Raw genomic sequence first — 14,703 nt, 5'->3', positions numbered from 1 at the left:
TTACTGACAGTGTCCCCGGCGCGGCGGGCCGGACACCTTTCCGTGACCTCGGCGGCGCCCGGTAAAGCCGCCGTTATCATCTCGTCATGCGAATCCACGTCGTCAGCGACGTCCACGGCCGGGCCGACGCGCTCGCCCGCGCGGGCGACGGGGCCGACGCGCTCGTCTGCCTCGGCGACCTGCTCCTCTTCGTCGACTACGCCGACCACTCCCAGGGCATCTTCCCCGAACTGTTCGGCGCGGAGAAGGCGACCGAGTACGTGGGGCTGCGCACGGCCGGGCGCTTCGACGAGGCGCGGGCGATGTCGGCGGGGCTGTGGGCGGCGCTCGGCGGCGACCCCCGGGAGCACATCGAGACGGCGGCCCGCCGTCAGTACGAGCAGATCTTCTCGGCCATGCCGACACCGGCCTACCTCACGTACGGCAACGTGGACCTGCCGCGCCTGGGGGCCGACCACCTGCGCCCGGGGCAGCGGGTCCTGGACGGGGAGGTCGTGGAGATCGGCGGGCTGCGGTTCGGGTTCGTCGGCGGCGGCCTGCGCACGCGGTACCGCACGCCGAACGAGATCGACGACGAGGAGTTCGCGCGCAAGGTCGAGGCCGTCGGCGAGGTGGACGTGCTGTGCTGCCACATCCCGCCGGCCATCCCCGAACTGCTCTACGACGTGGTCGCCCGGCGGTTCGAACGGGGGAGCGAGGCCACGCTGGAGGCGATCAGGAGGACGCAGCCGCGGTTCGCGCTGTTCGGTCACGTGCACCAGCCGCTCGCCGGGCGGGCCCGGGTCGGCCGTACGGAGTGTGTCAACGTCGGCCATTTCCGCGGCCGTGGCACGCCTTTCGCCTTGGAATGGTGAAGTACGGTTGGCCACATGGCTGATCGCACTTCGTCGAGCATCACGATCGGCGCCGGCCGGTCGACAATCATGGCCGTCATCGCCGACTTCCCCGCGTACCCGCAGTGGGCGGGTCAGGTGAAGGCGGCGGAGGTGCTGGAGACGGGCGAGGACGGCCGCGCCACCAGGGTCCGTTTCGTCCTCGACGCGGGCGTGATCAGTGACGAGTACGTCCTCGGCTACGACTGGACCGACGACGCGGGCGTGAGCTGGCGGATCGTGGACGCCGGCCGGATGGTCTCGGGTCTGACCGGCAGCTACCGCCTGACCGAGAACGGCGGCGGCACCGAGGTCACCTACGACCTCGCCGTGGACCTGAAGGTCCCCATGATCGGCATGATCAAGCGCAAGGCCGAGAAGGTCATCGTCGACACCGCGCTGAAGGGGCTCAAGCGGCGCGTCGAGGGCCGATGAGGGTCCTCCTCTTCACGGGGAAGGGCGGGGTCGGCAAGACCACCGTGGCCGCCGCGACCGCCACGCTCGCCGCCGGTCGCGGGCTCAAGACGCTCGTGGTCTCCACCGACACCGCGCACTCGCTCGCCGACGCGCTGGGCGTGCCGCCTTCGGACGCCCCGGTCGAGGCGGCGCCCGGCCTGCACCTGCAGCAGGTGGACACCCAGAGGTCGCTGGAGCGGCACTGGGGCGAGTTACGCGACTACGCCCGCGACGTCCTGGCGGAACTCGGCCTCGACGAGGTCACCTCCGAGGAGATCACGGTCCTGCCGGGCGCCGAGGAGGTCATCGCGCTGCTCGAACTGCGCGAGCAGGCCCGTTCCGGCCGGTGGGACGTGATCGTCGTCGACTGCGCGCCGACGGCCGAGACGCTGCGCCTGCTGGCCCTGCCCGAGGCGCTCGACTGGCACGTCAACCGGCTGCTTCCGGCGGGACGGCGGCTGCTCGGGGCGCTGTCGCCGGTCATCCGGCACGTCGCGAAGGTGAGCGTGCCCCAGGCCGAGGTCATCTCGGCGGGCGAGCGGCTGCACCGGGGCCTGCTGGAGGTGCGGGCGCTGCTCGCCGGCGACGACGCGTCCGTGCGGCTCGTCCTCACCCCCGAGGCCGTGGTCGTCGCGGAGGCCCGCCGCACGCTCACCTCGCTCAGCCTGTACGGCTACCGCGTCGACGCGGTGATCGCCAACCGGGTCTTCCCGGCCGAGGGCGCCGACGAGTGGCGGCGGAGCTGGGTGGAGGCCCAGGCCAGGCAGCTCGCCGGCGTGCACGAGTCGTTCGCGCCGCTGCCCGTCCTGACCGTTCCCTATCTTCCGGGCGAGCCCGTCGGGACCGACGCGCTCGCGCGGGTCGGCGAGGAGCTGTACCGGGACCGCGACCCGTTCGCCCGCCCCGGCGTGGAACCCCCGCTGCGGATCTCCGCCGACGAGCTGTCGCTCAGCCTGCCGCTCGCCGACCGCGACGACCTCGACCTCGCCCGCAAGGGCGACGAGCTCATCGTCACCGCCGGTTCCCACCGGCGCGTCATCGCCCTTCCCGCGGCCCTGGCCAGACGGGAGATCTCCTCGGCCGCGCTCCGGGACGGCCGGCTCCGGGTACGGTTCGAGACAGGAGGGGCGAGATGACGGATTCGAACGAGAGCACCGCCCGCCGTCAGGACCCGGTCGGGTCGGCGGCGGAAGAGGCGATGAAGCTGCTCGACGCCGTGCAGCGGCGGATGGGCCGCGAGTTCGGCAAGGGCCTGGTGAAGGGCGGGGTGAGCGGCATCGGGTCCGCCTTCGCCGGCGCGAGCGGCATCGGGTCCGCCTTCGGCGGCGCGAGCGGCGGCGCGGGCCGGTCAGGCGACGTGTGGAGCGAGGCCGTGTCGGAGGACCACGACGAGTACGTCTGCCGCGCCTGCCCGGTGTGCCGGGTGATCGCGGCGCGCCGGGAGGCCGGCGGGGACGTCACCGGTCATCTGATGGCGGCCGGCGGTGAACTTTTCGCGGCGTTCCGGGAGGCGGTCGACGCCCTGCAGCGGCCCCAGTCGTCACCCCAGTCGCCGCCCCGGTCGCGGCCTGACGGGGAGCGGCGGTCCGGTGAACCTGCGGTGGAGCACATCGATCTCGCATGACGGGGCTGTAAACGGCCCGCGTCGGCGGAATTGCCACAACCCTGCGCGATCGGCTTCAATCAGCGCGGCGTAGCGGATCGGGCGGAAGGACGACAGCATGGCGCTGACCATCGGCGTGGACGTCGGCGGCACCAAAATCGCGTTCGGGGTCGTGGACGAGAACGGCGGCATCCTGGAACGCGGCCTGCGGCACAGCCCCGCGGGCGACCCCGAGAAGATGGCGCTCACGATCGCCGATGTGGTGAACGAGCTCGCTGCGCGGCACGAGGTCGAGGCGGTGGGCATCGGCGCGGCGGGGTTCGTCGACGAGACCCGGTCGGTCATCCGGTTCGCCCCCAACCTGGCCTGGCGGGAGGAGCCGCTGCGCAAGAAGGTCGGCGAGCTGGTCGGCCTGCCGGTCGTCGTGGAGAACGACGCGAACGCCATGGCCTGGGGCGAGTACCGCTTCGGCGCGGGCCGGGGCGAGAGCCACGTCGTGTGCGTGACCGTGGGCACGGGCATCGGCGGGGGCATCGTGCTCGGCGGCGACCTCTACCGTGGGCGGTGGGGGATGGGCGCCGAGCTCGGCCACATGCAGACGGTGCCCGGCGGACGCCCCTGCGGCTGCGGCAACAACGGGTGCTGGGAGCGGTACGCCAGCGGCAGCTCGCTGCTGGCGGAGGCCAAGGCGAACGCCGAGGCCGACCCCGCCGCCGCCACCCACCTGCTGCGGCTCGGCGGCTCGGTCGAGGGCGTCCGGGGCGAGCACGTGACCGAGGCGGCGCGCCTGGGCGACCGCGCGGCGCTGGACGCGTTCGAGTCGCTCGCCGACTGGCTCGCGCAGGGCCTCGCGGACCTGGCCGCGATCCTCGACCCCGGGTGCTTCATCCTCGGCGGGGGCGTCTCCGGAGCCGCGGACCTGTTCGCCGACCGGGTCCGCGACGAGTTCGCCGCGCGGCTGACCGGCCGGGGCCACCGTCCGCTCGCCGACATCCGGGTGGCCGAGATGGGACCGTCCGCCGGTCTGGTGGGGGCCGGTGACCTCGCCAGGCTCCGCTGAGGACGTGCCGGAGGCCGGCGACGGCACCGCCCGGAAGGGCGAAAGCGTGTTGCGGGTCGCGACCTACAACGTCCGCGGGCTGAAGGACGACCGGAGGGCGCTGGTCCGGGTGATCAGGGCCCTCCGGCCGGACGTGCTGTGCCTGCAGGAGGTGCCGCGCCTGCCGGCGCGGCGGCACGGGCGGCCCGTGTTCAGCCGCGCCGTCCCGGTCTCCCTGGCCGCCCTCGCCCGCGCCGCCGGGCTGTCCGTGGCCGCCGGGGGCCGGCTGAACGGCACGGCCGTCCTCACCTCCCCGGCCGTACGGCTGCTGCGGGGCGAGGGGCGGCGCCTGCGGTGGTTCACCGGCCTCGAACGGCGCGCGGTCGCCGTGGCGGTCGTGGAGAAGGGCCGGGACAGGTACGCCGTGTGCTCGGTCCACCTCGACCTCCTGGCCGGGGCGCGGCTGAGCCACGCCGCCGAGATCGTGCCGATCCTGGAGGGCGCCGCCCGGGAGTTCGGGGCCGCGCCCGTGCTGGCGGGCGACCTCAACGAGCCTCCCGGCGCCCCGGTCTGGCGCTTCCTCGGGGCCCGGTACGCCGACTGCTTCGCCGCCGCGCCGGACGCCGGGGGTTCCCGTACGGCCACCGGCGCGGCGCCGGGTGGCGGGACCTTTCCGGCCCGCGACCCCCGGGTGCGCATCGACGCGGTCTTCGCGGGGCCGGGCCTGACCGTGCTCTCCTGCGGAGGGGCGGACGTGCCCTCCGGCGATCTGACCGCCGCGAGCGACCACCGGCCGGTGGTCGCCGAGATCGCGTCCGGGCGTCACGCCGGGCGTCGCGTCGGGCTCGGAATCGCGACCTCTGCGACGGAGAGGGCGCCGTTCCCCTTACGATCTGTTCCATGACCCGACGCCGCATCCGGCGTGCGGTGCCGTTGTGTGTGCTGTCCGCCGGTCTGCTGGCCGGACTCCTCCCGTGCGCCACATCGGTCGCGCACGCGCAGACAGGGACCGCCCGCCCCCGGGCGGAGCGAGGCCCGTCGGGAGACGAGGTCGCGCAGGGCCCGGGGCTCCCCACCGGGCGCCTCAGGGCCGACGCCTCGCTGTCCGACGTCGCCGGCCTCTCAGCCGGGGACGTCTGGGCGGTGGGCCAGCAGGAGGCCTGGGACTTCTGGCGCAACCGGGGAGTCATCACCCACTGGGACGGCTCATCCTGGAGCGAGGTGCCGATCAGGGGCGACGCCACCGGCGCCGGGCACCTGCGGTCGGTCGCCGCCGCGTCCCCCAGGGAGGTCTGGGTGGTGGGCGACGGGCACGACGGCCTGCCGTACCTCGCGAAGGGGTCGGCCGACGGGTTCGACCGGGTCGGCGTGCCGCGCCTGCGCACGGGCGACTGGCTCGGCGGGATCGCAGCCTCCTCCGGCCGGGTGGCCGCCGTCGGCAGCCGCGACGGCCAGGCGTTCCTGCTGAGCAGCGGCGGCGCAGGCAAGGGGACCGCCTGGAGGACCGGCCAGGGGCCCGGGGGAGCCCTCTACGGCGTGGCCCTGGCGGGCAAGTCGGACGGCTGGGCGGTGGGCGACTCGGGTGACGGCCCCCTGGCCATGCGGCTGACCGGCGGCGGGTGGAAGCGGGCCGAGCTGCCGCGGATCAGGGGCGGCTTCCTGCGCGACGTCTACGCGGAGAGCCGCAAGCGGGCGGTCGCGATCGGCGGCGTCTACCGGGACGGGAAGATCTCCCCGCTGGTCCTCGACTGGGACGGCAGACGCTGGAAGCGGGCGACGCCGCCGGAGCGGCACGCCGAACTGTACGGCGTGACCGGCGACGGCGAGGGCGTGTTCTGGATCGCCGGCTACGACCCCGCCCACGCGGCGGACGGGTTCCTGCTCCGCTACGACGGGTCGCGCTGGACCAGGCTGCGCGGCCAGACGTCCGGCGCGGACCGCAAGGTGCGGTTGCAGGCGGTCACCCACACCGGTGAGCTGACCATGGCCGTCGGCCACGTGCTGGACGGCAAGGAGCGCTACACCGACCTCGTCGAGCGGTTCGGCCCGCCGCACGCCCTCGCCGCCCAGTGAGGCGCGGCAGGTGTGACGAGAGGCGGGCGCCGGGTCAGACGACCGCGCCGTCGTCCCAGCCGGAGTCGGTGGGCGGGCCGTCGCCCATCCGTACGACGAGGACCACGAACCCCGCGATGAAGGCCGACACGGCGGCGAACACGATCCAGCCGTCCCTGGGCCAGTCGAGCAGGGCGGCCAGCAGCAGATAGGCCGGGCCGCCGAACAGCGCCAGCCACGACGCCCGGGTGACCGCGTCCGCCTGGGGGAGCGGCGGCGGGGGCGGCGGGACGTAGTGGTCGTCGTCCTCGCTCACCGCGACGGGGGCCGTCTGGCCGTCCGGCTCGTCCGTGTCCTCGCCGGCGGCGTCGTCACGCTCGCCGCCGGTGTCCCGGGCGCCGTCGTCAGCGCCGTCACGGTCGGTGGCGGTGGAGCCGTTGGCCGCGCCGGGGCGGGGCTCCTCGGTCACGTTCTCGCGATCAGGCCATGGCTGATCGGCCGAGGCGTCCTCGGCTTTTTCGTTGAACGAGGCGACGATCTGGCGCCAGACCTCGTCCTCGTCACTTTGCGGTGTCACGTCGATCCCTGGTCACAGGTCCTTCGTCAAGGGTACCGAGGCGTGGGAGCGGATGAACTCCAGACTCCCCTCGAAGATCGCGGGCGCGTCGTTGTCGAGGGTGGCGACGTGATAGCTGTCCGTCAGCTCCCTGACCTCGAGATTGTCCCCCAGCCTCGCCTGGAGGAACGCCACGCTCGCCGGCTTCACGACGTGGTCGTCCCTGCTGTGGAACACCAGCAGCGGCTGCGTCACCTCGCCGATGTCCCGCTGGACCAGCTTCCACAGCTGGGGCAGCGTGGCCGCGGCACGCACCGGGGTGCGCGCGTAGCCGAGCTCCGTCATGCCCTCCTTCTTGATGTCGCCCGCCACGCCGGGGACCGAGGGCATCACGTACTTCAGCGCCGGGGCGAGCCGCAGCAGCGGCGCGTCGCTGACCACCGAGGGGTTGACCACTACGACCCCGCGTACGGAGTCGCCGTGGACCTCGGCCAGGCGCAGCGCCATGCAGCCGCCGAGGGACAGCCCCGCCACGAACACGTCCGAGCACCGGCCGCGCAGGTCGGCGAACGCCTTGCCCAGCTCGGCGTACCAGTCCTCCCAGCGCGTGCGGCTCATCTCCTGCCAGCTCGTGCCGTGGCCGGGCAGGCGCGGCAGGGAGACGGTCAGCCCGGACCGGGCCAGGTGCTCGCCCCACGGCCGCAGGGACTGCGGCGAGCCGGTGAACCCGTGGCAGAGGAGGACGCCGATCTCGCCGCCGTCGTGGTGGTACGGCTCCGCACCGGGCAGCACTGGCATGGGAGACCTCCGTCCGACGGCGGCGTGTTCCGCCCGATACTCGCACGTTGGTCAGCGTTAGTGCGAGAGGGCTGGGCGTGCGAAGATGACTTCACATCTGAGCCGAGGGAGTCCGCGTGTTGTACTGGGTGGTGAAGGCCATCCTCTGGCCGCTCCTCCACTTCGTGTTCCGCCCCTGGGCGGAGGGCGTGGAGAACGTCCCGAAGGAGGGTCCGGTCATCCTGGCCGGCAACCACCTGTCGTTCGCCGACCACTTCTTCGGGGCCGGGTTCCTGCCTCGCAAGGTCATCTCGCTCGGCAAGGCGGAGTACTTCACCGGCAGCGGCATCAAGGGCCTCTTCAGCCGGGCCTTCTTCTCGGCCGTCGGCACCGTGCCGATCGACCGCTCGGGCGGCAAGGCGAGCGAGGCGGCGCTGCGCACCGGGCTGCGCATCCTCAACGAGGGCAAGGTCCTCGGCATCTACCCCGAGGGCACCCGGTCGCCCGACGGCCGCCTCTACAAGGGCAAGACGGGCGTGGCGCGGCTGGCGCTGGAGTCCCGGTCGCCGGTGATCCCATGGGCGATGGTCAACACGTTCGAGATGATGCCCCCCGGGCGGCCCGTGCCGAGGTTCGGCATCCGTCCCGGCGTGCGGTACGGCAAGCCGCTCGACTTCTCCCGCTACTACGGCATGGAGAACGACCGCCTGGTGCTCCGCGCCGTCACCGACGAGATCATGTACGCGCTGATGGAGCTGTCGGGCCAGGAGTACGTCGACAAGTACGCGGCGGCGGCGAAGACCGAGATGACACGGGCGGCTCGCGAGAATTCCTAATACTTCCGGACTGGACGGGTAACGTGGCGATGTCCGCCGCGCACGTGATCCAGACGTTCAGATCGGAAGGCGCATGCCCAAGCCAGCACACAGGTGCCGCACGTCGACGTCACCCACCTCGTGGGGGTCCGGCCCGCGGGGGCGCGCGGCATGAGCGTCCGCGAGGAGCAGCAGGCCGCACCGGGATACCTGCCCCACCGTCAGATCCTGATCGTCCTGTGCGGAGTCGCCGCCGGGATGCTGCTGGCCGCGCTCGACCAGAGCATCGTCGGCACCGCCCTGCCGCGCATCGTCAGCGAGCTCGGCGGCCTCGACAAGCTCTCCTGGGTGGTCACCGCCTACCTGCTCACCTCGACCGCGGCGACCCCGCTGTGGGGCAAGATCTCCGACCTGTACGGCCGGCGGGTGATCTTCCAGACCGCGATCGGCATCTTCCTGCTCGGCTCGGTCCTGGCCGGGCTGAGCCAGAACATCGGCCAGCTCATCGCGTTCCGCGCATTGCAGGGCCTGGGCGGCGGCGGCCTGATGTCGCTGGCGTTCAGCATCATCGGCGACGTGATCCCGCCGCGTGAGCGCGGGCGCTACCAGGGATACTTCGGCGCCGTCTGGGGCACCTCCAGCGTGGCCGGGCCGCTGCTCGGCGGGTTCTTCACCGACGGCCCTGGCTGGCGGTGGATCTTCTGGATCAACCTGCCGATCGGGGTGGTCTCGCTCGTCGTGACCTCGGTGGCGCTGAAGATGCCCACCGTGCGCCGCAGCCACCGCGTCGACTACCTCGGGGCGACGCTGATCGTGGCCGCCGTGTCGTGCTTCCTGCTCTACCTCGACTGGGCGGGCAACGAACTCGGCTGGACGGCCCCCGGCGCGCTGGCCCTGCTCGCCGCCTTCGTGGCGTTCGCGGCACTGTTCGTGCTGGTGGAGCTGCGGGCGCCCGAGCCGATCCTGCCGATGCGCCTGTTCCGCAACGCGGTCTTCAGCGTGGGGAACGGCTACAACTTCCTCGCGGGACTCGCGATGTTCGGCGGCATGATCTTCCTGCCGGTCTACCTGCAGGCGGTGCAGGGCATGTCGCCGACCGTGTCGGGCCTGGCACTGCTGCCCGCCGTGGTCGGCATCTTCTCCACGTCGATCACCTCCGGCCAGCTGATGAGCCGCACCGGACGCTACAAGGTCTACCCGATCCTCGGCGCGGCGGTCCTCCTGGTGGCACTGTGGCTGCTGTCCACGATCCGGGCGGACTCGCCGTACTGGCAGGTGGCGATCTACGCCTACCTCTTCGGCGCCGGGCTCGGGTTCACCATGCAGACGGTCGTCACCGCGATCCAGAACGCGGTGGAGCGGGCCGACATGGGCGTGGCGACCAGTTCGGCGACGTTCTTCCGGATGATGGGCGCCGCCATCGGTACGGCGATCATGGGCGCGGTCCTCACCAGCCGGCTCGCCCACCATCTGGCCGCGGAGTTCGGCGGCAGGATGCCTCCGGGACAGGTGAACGCCGAGAACGTGCAGGCGATCCAGCGGCTGCCGCAGCCGGTCAAGGAACACGTGCTGGTCGCGTTCACGAACGCGATCGACGACGTGTTCCTCGCCAGCCTGCCCTTCGTCGCCGCCGCGCTGGTTGTGGCCCTGTTCCTCAAGGAGATCCCGCTGGCGTCCCGGGGCGGCGAGGGCCAGGCCCAGGCCGAGATGGGCTGACAGCGCCCGCTCGGGCCGGCCCGGGCGTGGGCTTCGCGGTCCAGGAGGTCTGCCCCGGGTCAGGGCCGGTCAGGTGAGGTGGGAGCGGATCTCGCGGATGTGGGCGGGAGTGGTGCGGCAGCAGCCGCCCACATGACGGGCGCCGAGCGAGACCCATCCGGCGGCCGCCCTGCCGAACTCCACGGGGTCGGCGAGGCCGAGCCAGCGGCGGTTCACGGCGTCCCACCTCTCACCGGAGTTCGGATAGACGACGGTGGCACCCCGCTTGACCAGGTCGGGCACGAACCGTGGTGGGGTGCAGTTCACGCCGACGGCGATCACCTGGGGAAGCCCGTCGAAGATCGCGCGGCACTCCTCGAAGGGCGTCCCGTCGCTGACGTGCTCGCCGTCCCGGCAGGAGAAGGCGACCCAGGCGCGCACGGACGGTGTCTCACGCAGGAGCCGTGCCAGCGCCCGGGCCTCGGCCAGCGAGGGAATCGTCTCGCACGCCAGCAGGTCGGCTCCGGCGCCGGCGAGGATGCCGAAGCGTTCGCGATGCCACTCGACCAGGCCGTCCTCGTCCAGGTCGTAGTCGCCCGTGTACTCGGCGCCGTTGGCGAGGTAGGCGCCGTAGGGCCCCACGCTCGCCGCGACCAGTCCGTGCCCGGCCTCGTCCCTCGCCTGCACGGCCAGCGTCACCGACAGCCGGATGAGGTCGCGGGCCTCCCGCGGCGACATGCCGTGCCGTACGAACCCGGGGACGCTGGCCTGGTAGCTCGCCGTGGTGGCGACGTCGGCCCCGGCGCGGAAGTAGTCGAGATGCGCGCGGCGGATGACGCCGGGATCGTCGGCCAGCAGCCGGGCCGACCACAGGTCGTCGCTCAGATCGCAGCCGAGGGACTCCAGATGGGTCGCGAGACCGCCGTCGAGGACCACGGGATGCATACCGGCACCCTACGTGCTTCAGGTCCGTGAGCTGGCCGGAGGGGATGGTTCGCCCGGAGCGGACGCCGGTTCTCTGTCGGAACCGCTCGTGGATCTACTACGTTCGCCAGGTATGGGGCTTAAAGAGCTCGTCAATCGGTTGCTGCGCCGCCGGTCTCGCGTCTCCGCAGGTGGACGCGACGATCGGCCCGACGCGGGAGGGGTGCGGGAGCCTCGGCGTCCCGTGCCCACCCCGCCGTCCGATGTCATCCGCCTACCTGAACCCTCGTAGGGCTTCGCTCACAGCGGCAGCGGACCCTCTGTGGCCGGGCCCGGCGTTTCCGCCGGTGTCCCGGCCACAGCCGTCCGTCCCGAGACGCTCATGGCGACGCGCCCCGGAAGGCGGGGAAAGGTCAGGACCGCTTCCAGAAGGGGCGTCGGCGCTCCCTCTCCGTCGCGGAGCTGTGCCTGCCCCCGCCGTCACCGGCGCCGTGCTCGCCTTCGCCGTGACGGGCGCCGTGCTCGCCCCGCCCGGAGCCGCCGACCAGGCCGGTCAGCAGATCGACGGCCCGCCGCCAGAGGTCGTCGAGCGAGCTTTCGGCCCACTCGGCCTTGTCGAGGTCGGCTGCCAGCGCGAGAAGGCCGGGGTGACTCCCCACCATCTGGGCGACGACTCGCAGGCGGCTGGCGAGATCCGCCAGGTAGCGCCGGCGCTCCCGCTCCGGCAGCGACTCCGCCTGGCCCAGTCTCGTGAGCTCCTCGGTCAGCAGGGGCCGTACGCCGTCGAGGTCCGTCAGCGCCGCGGGCTCGGAGCCACGACGCGACAGGAAGCCTCCGGCGGAGAACCCTCGGGACGGACGCGCCCCGCCGCCCGGTGCGCCCGGAGCCGGAGCCAGAGGTGGGGGCGGTGCGGCGGCGAAGGGCGCGCTCGGCGCGACAGCCCCGGAGACCGCTCCGATGGGCGCGTCCGCCGCCGTGCCGGGTGCGGCCTCCGCGCTGCTGGTGACGGAGGCCATCCTGGCCATCATCGGCGCTCCGGCCACCATCATCGGCATCGCGGCGGGTATCTCCCACCCGCTCGGCGGTTCGACCGGCTGGAGGACGCGATGCTCCGGAGCGCCTTCACTAGTCACATGGGTGTCGACGGCCACGAACGCGGTGAACCGGCACAGCACACCGAAGCGGAGCGAGATGTCGATGATCTGCTGCTCCAGCGAGCGGTCGCCCACCGCGTATCGGTCTTCCAGGCTGCGCAGATGCGCCCGCGCCCACACGGCCCGCGCCGCGCCGTCCCGGGCGGGACGGCCCTCGACGCGCTCCTCCCAGGCACGCCCGTCGGCCGTGCGGCCGTGCACGGTGAGAGCGCCCGCCGTCCGGCCCCGGTAACGCCCGGTCACGACCAGCGGGACCCCCGGGTAGAGCGAACCGGCGTGCGTGACGGTGCCCGGCACCAGGTCGACGTCCTCGGCCCGCACGGAGACGTCGGTCACCAGCGGTGAGCCGATCCGCCGGTGGATGTGCTCCATCGCCTCGTCGAGACGGTCCTCCGACTCGACCAGTTCGCAGCGGCCGGAGCCGAGCAGGGCCAGCCGGCCGAGGAACCCCGCGTTCACCGCCCTGTCGATGCCCACGGTGTGGACGCGGGTGCCGCCCAGCCGGGGGCCGACGCGTTCGAGGATCTCGTCCTCGTTGCCCACCTGGCCGTCGGTGACCAGCACGAGCACCCGATCGCGTGCGGGCTCGCCCGGGAGGTCGTCGTCCCGCTCGCCCAGCAGGCGCAGGGCCTCCTCAAGGGGGGCGAGCATTTCGGTGCCGCCCCGGGCGCCGAGCCGGGCGAGATGTTCGACGGCGCGGTACCGGTTGCGGTCGGTGCCCTCCACCAGGCCACCCGGGAACGCGCGCTCGACCACGGAGTCGAACGAGAGCACGGCGAACCGGTCGTGCCGGGTGAGTGTGTCGACGATGCGGGCCGCGGCGCGGCGCGCCGCCACCATCTTCCATCCGGTCATGCTGCCCGAGCGGTCGAGCAGCAGGACGACGTCCCGGGGCGCGGACCGTGCCGTGTCCTCCGGCGGAGGCAGCAGGGTGAGCACGAAGGTCCCCTCCGGGGTTCCCGAGGCATCGCCCGCCTCCCCTCCGGCCGTCGTCTCGCCTGCCCGCGGCCCGCGGCCCGCGGGTCCGCCGGGGACGCGTTCCGGCACGCCGCCCGGCGCGTCCGGCACACCGCCGGACAGGGTGTCCGGGACGAGGGCGAGGGACGAGGAGGCGTCGAACGCCAGGCGCAGGATGAAGTCGCGGTCGAGCCGTTCGCCGGGCCGCAGTGTGATCGTGTCGCCCTCTCGCTCGACCTCGTGCAGGCTGGAGCGGACCTCCCGCAGGCCGAGCCCGGCGGAGTCGACGGTCGTCGTGAGCGACAGCCGTACCGGAGACGGGAACCCGGGCAGCAGGACCGGCGGTGAGATGCGGGAGGCGTCGGGCACGGCGTCCGTGTCGGGCGCGACGCCGTCACCCGCGGCGGGCCCGGACAGGGGAGCCCCCGGTATGTAGCGGGGCGCCACGACCAGCGGGAAGCGGAACTCGGCCGCGCCGTCCTCGTAGGGGAGCGGCTGGCTCATCGTGAGCCGGACGACCACGCGCTCCCGGGGGACGATGTTGCCGACCCGGATCGTGAAGACGTCGGGCCGGTCCTCCTCGGCGATCGCCGCGCGCCTGCCCTCGGCGAGCGCGCGGTCGTAGTCGGCCCGCGCCTGGCCGCGCTCCTTGAGCACGCCGTCGATCACCCGGTCGTCCGCCTCCATGCGGAAGGCGGTGACCGCCGCTCGCGGCGGCAGCGGAAAGACGTACGTCGCCTCAAGCGACACGTCGAACGGGTTGCGGAAGGTCTGGACGACCTCGACGCCGGCCACCAGCCCGGTGAGACGCGCGGTGACGTCGACGCTCTCCAGAGGGAGGTTGCCCTTCGCGGTTTCGAGCGCGCCGAGCCCGGCGTGCGGCTCGGGCCGGCACTCCTCCGGCCGCAGAGGTGTGATGGGAACGGTCATGAGGTCATCCCCTTGCGTGTCTCGGAATCCGTTGAGTCCCAGGGCGTCGTGGTCTCGGTGTCCTCGAAGGGCCCGGCCAGGCCGAGCGCGCCGAGTGCCGCGAGGAGCGGAGCGGCGGCCCGGCGCAGCGCGGCCGCCTCGTCGCCGTCCGGCGTACGGTGGGCCGATTCGAGCAGGACCGTCACCCCGGGCGCGAGACGGACGCCGAACAGGACGTCGCCCCGAAGGTCCCCCGCCGGTCCGCCGGTGGAAGCCGTTGTGACGGTGCGCAGGTCTGGCATGCCGAAGGAATCGGGTGCCGCGCCGGGACGCGGCGCCGGGACGGGATCGCCGGGGCCGGCCCCCACAGGGCCGGAGCCTGCCGGATCGAAGTGGGTGGAGCCGGCCGGCCGGGCCCAGAACCGCTTCCGGTCCGTCGGCCGCGCCACGTCGGGGATTGCGGCGGCCGAGGGCCGTTCCGGCTCTGTCGCTCCCGGCTGGGACGGCTCGCCGAGGGCGCGACCGGGGCCGCCCTGCGGGTGGGGCACCTCGGGAAGGCCGGCGATCCGCTGGAGCATGGCGTCGGTCGCGCCCGCGAGTTCCGCCTGGATGGCGGCGATGGACAGCCCCTCCGCCTGGCGGCGCTTGACGGCCACGAGCTGAAGCAGGTGGCGGCGGCCGTAGAGAGCGAGCCTGCCGCGCCGGGCGGCGGGCGGGTCCAGCAGGCCGATCGTCGTGTACCAGCGGATGAGCCGTTCGTTGGGCACCTCCCGGACCCTTCCGTTGACGCGCGGCTCGGATCCGAGCAGGTCCGCCGCCCGCTCCGCCAGCTCACCGATCGTCCAGGTCCCGCTCATGCCTCCACGATGACACTGTCACGATGACACTGTCAAC

At 73.3% G+C, this 14,703-nt stretch carries 14 protein-coding genes; 9 read left to right on the top strand and 5 right to left on the bottom strand.

The window, feature by feature from the left end; genetic code table 11:
* Nucleotides 1–86 precede the first annotated feature (86 nt).
* The 7 genes from FED44_RS30490 to FED44_RS30460 all read left to right on the top strand — a co-directional run bounded on the left by FED44_RS30490 (nucleotide 87) and on the right by FED44_RS30460 (nucleotide 6,043).
* Nucleotides 87–854 carry a metallophosphoesterase family protein gene (locus tag FED44_RS30490; protein WP_117409203.1) on the top strand — a complete coding sequence of 256 codons (768 nt, stop codon included), beginning with the start codon at nucleotides 87–89 and terminating at the stop codon, nucleotides 852–854.
* A gap of 15 nt (nucleotides 855–869) precedes the next feature.
* Nucleotides 870–1,307, top strand: a complete 438-nt coding sequence (locus FED44_RS30485) for an SRPBCC family protein (RefSeq protein WP_117409204.1) — start codon at nucleotides 870–872, stop codon at nucleotides 1,305–1,307.
* Nucleotides 1,304–2,464 (top strand): ArsA family ATPase, encoded by a 1,161-nt coding sequence (locus FED44_RS30480; RefSeq protein ID WP_117409205.1) that lies wholly within the window; start codon nucleotides 1,304–1,306, stop codon nucleotides 2,462–2,464. The genes FED44_RS30485 and FED44_RS30480 overlap by 4 nt, the downstream gene beginning before the upstream one ends.
* Nucleotides 2,461–2,952: a DUF5304 family protein gene (locus FED44_RS30475; RefSeq protein ID WP_117409206.1), complete on the top strand. Its 492-nt coding sequence runs from the start codon at nucleotides 2,461–2,463 to the stop codon at nucleotides 2,950–2,952. The genes FED44_RS30480 and FED44_RS30475 overlap by 4 nt, the downstream gene beginning before the upstream one ends.
* Nucleotides 2,953–3,049: 97 nt before the next feature.
* Nucleotides 3,050–3,991, top strand: a complete 942-nt coding sequence (locus FED44_RS30470; RefSeq protein ID WP_117409207.1) for an ROK family glucokinase — start codon at nucleotides 3,050–3,052, stop codon at nucleotides 3,989–3,991.
* Nucleotides 3,969–4,874 (top strand): endonuclease/exonuclease/phosphatase family protein, encoded by a 906-nt coding sequence (locus tag FED44_RS30465; protein ID WP_244302401.1) that lies wholly within the window; start codon nucleotides 3,969–3,971, stop codon nucleotides 4,872–4,874. The genes FED44_RS30470 and FED44_RS30465 overlap by 23 nt, the downstream gene beginning before the upstream one ends.
* Nucleotides 4,871–6,043 carry a hypothetical protein gene (locus tag FED44_RS30460; RefSeq protein ID WP_138462847.1) on the top strand — a complete coding sequence of 391 codons (1,173 nt, stop codon included), beginning with the start codon at nucleotides 4,871–4,873 and terminating at the stop codon, nucleotides 6,041–6,043. The genes FED44_RS30465 and FED44_RS30460 overlap by 4 nt, the downstream gene beginning before the upstream one ends.
* Before the next feature lie 34 nt (nucleotides 6,044–6,077).
* Here FED44_RS30460 and FED44_RS30455 read toward each other — a convergent pair whose 3' ends face one another.
* Together FED44_RS30455 and FED44_RS30450 are read right to left on the bottom strand one after the other, a co-directional pair.
* Nucleotides 6,078–6,599, bottom strand: coding sequence for a hypothetical protein (locus tag FED44_RS30455; RefSeq protein ID WP_117409209.1), 522 nt, complete (start codon nucleotides 6,597–6,599; stop codon nucleotides 6,078–6,080).
* A gap of 12 nt (nucleotides 6,600–6,611) precedes the next feature.
* Nucleotides 6,612–7,376: an alpha/beta hydrolase gene (locus tag FED44_RS30450; RefSeq protein ID WP_138462846.1), complete on the bottom strand. Its 765-nt coding sequence runs from the start codon at nucleotides 7,374–7,376 to the stop codon at nucleotides 6,612–6,614.
* A 116-nt stretch (nucleotides 7,377–7,492) separates the two neighbouring features.
* Here FED44_RS30450 and FED44_RS30445 point away from each other — a divergent pair, with 116 nt between their 5' ends.
* Complete coding sequence (locus FED44_RS30445) at nucleotides 7,493–8,191, top strand: lysophospholipid acyltransferase family protein (protein WP_117409211.1); 699 nt, start codon at nucleotides 7,493–7,495, stop codon at nucleotides 8,189–8,191.
* A gap of 93 nt (nucleotides 8,192–8,284) precedes the next feature.
* Nucleotides 8,285–9,886, top strand: coding sequence for an MDR family MFS transporter (locus tag FED44_RS30440; protein WP_244302399.1), 1,602 nt, complete (start codon nucleotides 8,285–8,287; stop codon nucleotides 9,884–9,886).
* A gap of 69 nt (nucleotides 9,887–9,955) precedes the next feature.
* On the opposite strand, the gene mmuM is transcribed toward FED44_RS30440, so the two are convergent.
* The 3 genes from mmuM to FED44_RS37790 form a co-directional block, all read right to left on the bottom strand.
* Nucleotides 9,956–10,810, bottom strand: coding sequence for a homocysteine S-methyltransferase (mmuM, locus tag FED44_RS30435; RefSeq protein ID WP_138462845.1), 855 nt, complete (start codon nucleotides 10,808–10,810; stop codon nucleotides 9,956–9,958).
* 392 nt (nucleotides 10,811–11,202) lie between these two features.
* Complete coding sequence (locus FED44_RS30430; protein WP_138462844.1) at nucleotides 11,203–13,830, bottom strand: VIT domain-containing protein; 2,628 nt, start codon at nucleotides 13,828–13,830, stop codon at nucleotides 11,203–11,205.
* Nucleotides 13,827–14,666: a helix-turn-helix domain-containing protein gene (locus FED44_RS37790; protein ID WP_138462843.1), complete on the bottom strand. Its 840-nt coding sequence runs from the start codon at nucleotides 14,664–14,666 to the stop codon at nucleotides 13,827–13,829. Before FED44_RS37790 ends, FED44_RS30430 begins: the two co-directional genes overlap by 4 nt.
* Between the last annotated feature and the right edge of the window lie 37 nt (nucleotides 14,667–14,703).

This window comes from Microbispora triticiradicis (genome assembly GCF_005864065.1).
Taxonomy (GTDB): Bacteria; Actinomycetota; Actinomycetes; order Streptosporangiales; family Streptosporangiaceae; genus Microbispora; species Microbispora triticiradicis.
Note: the sequence above shows the minus strand (reverse complement) of the source record. Positions and strands in the feature narration are given on the sequence as shown.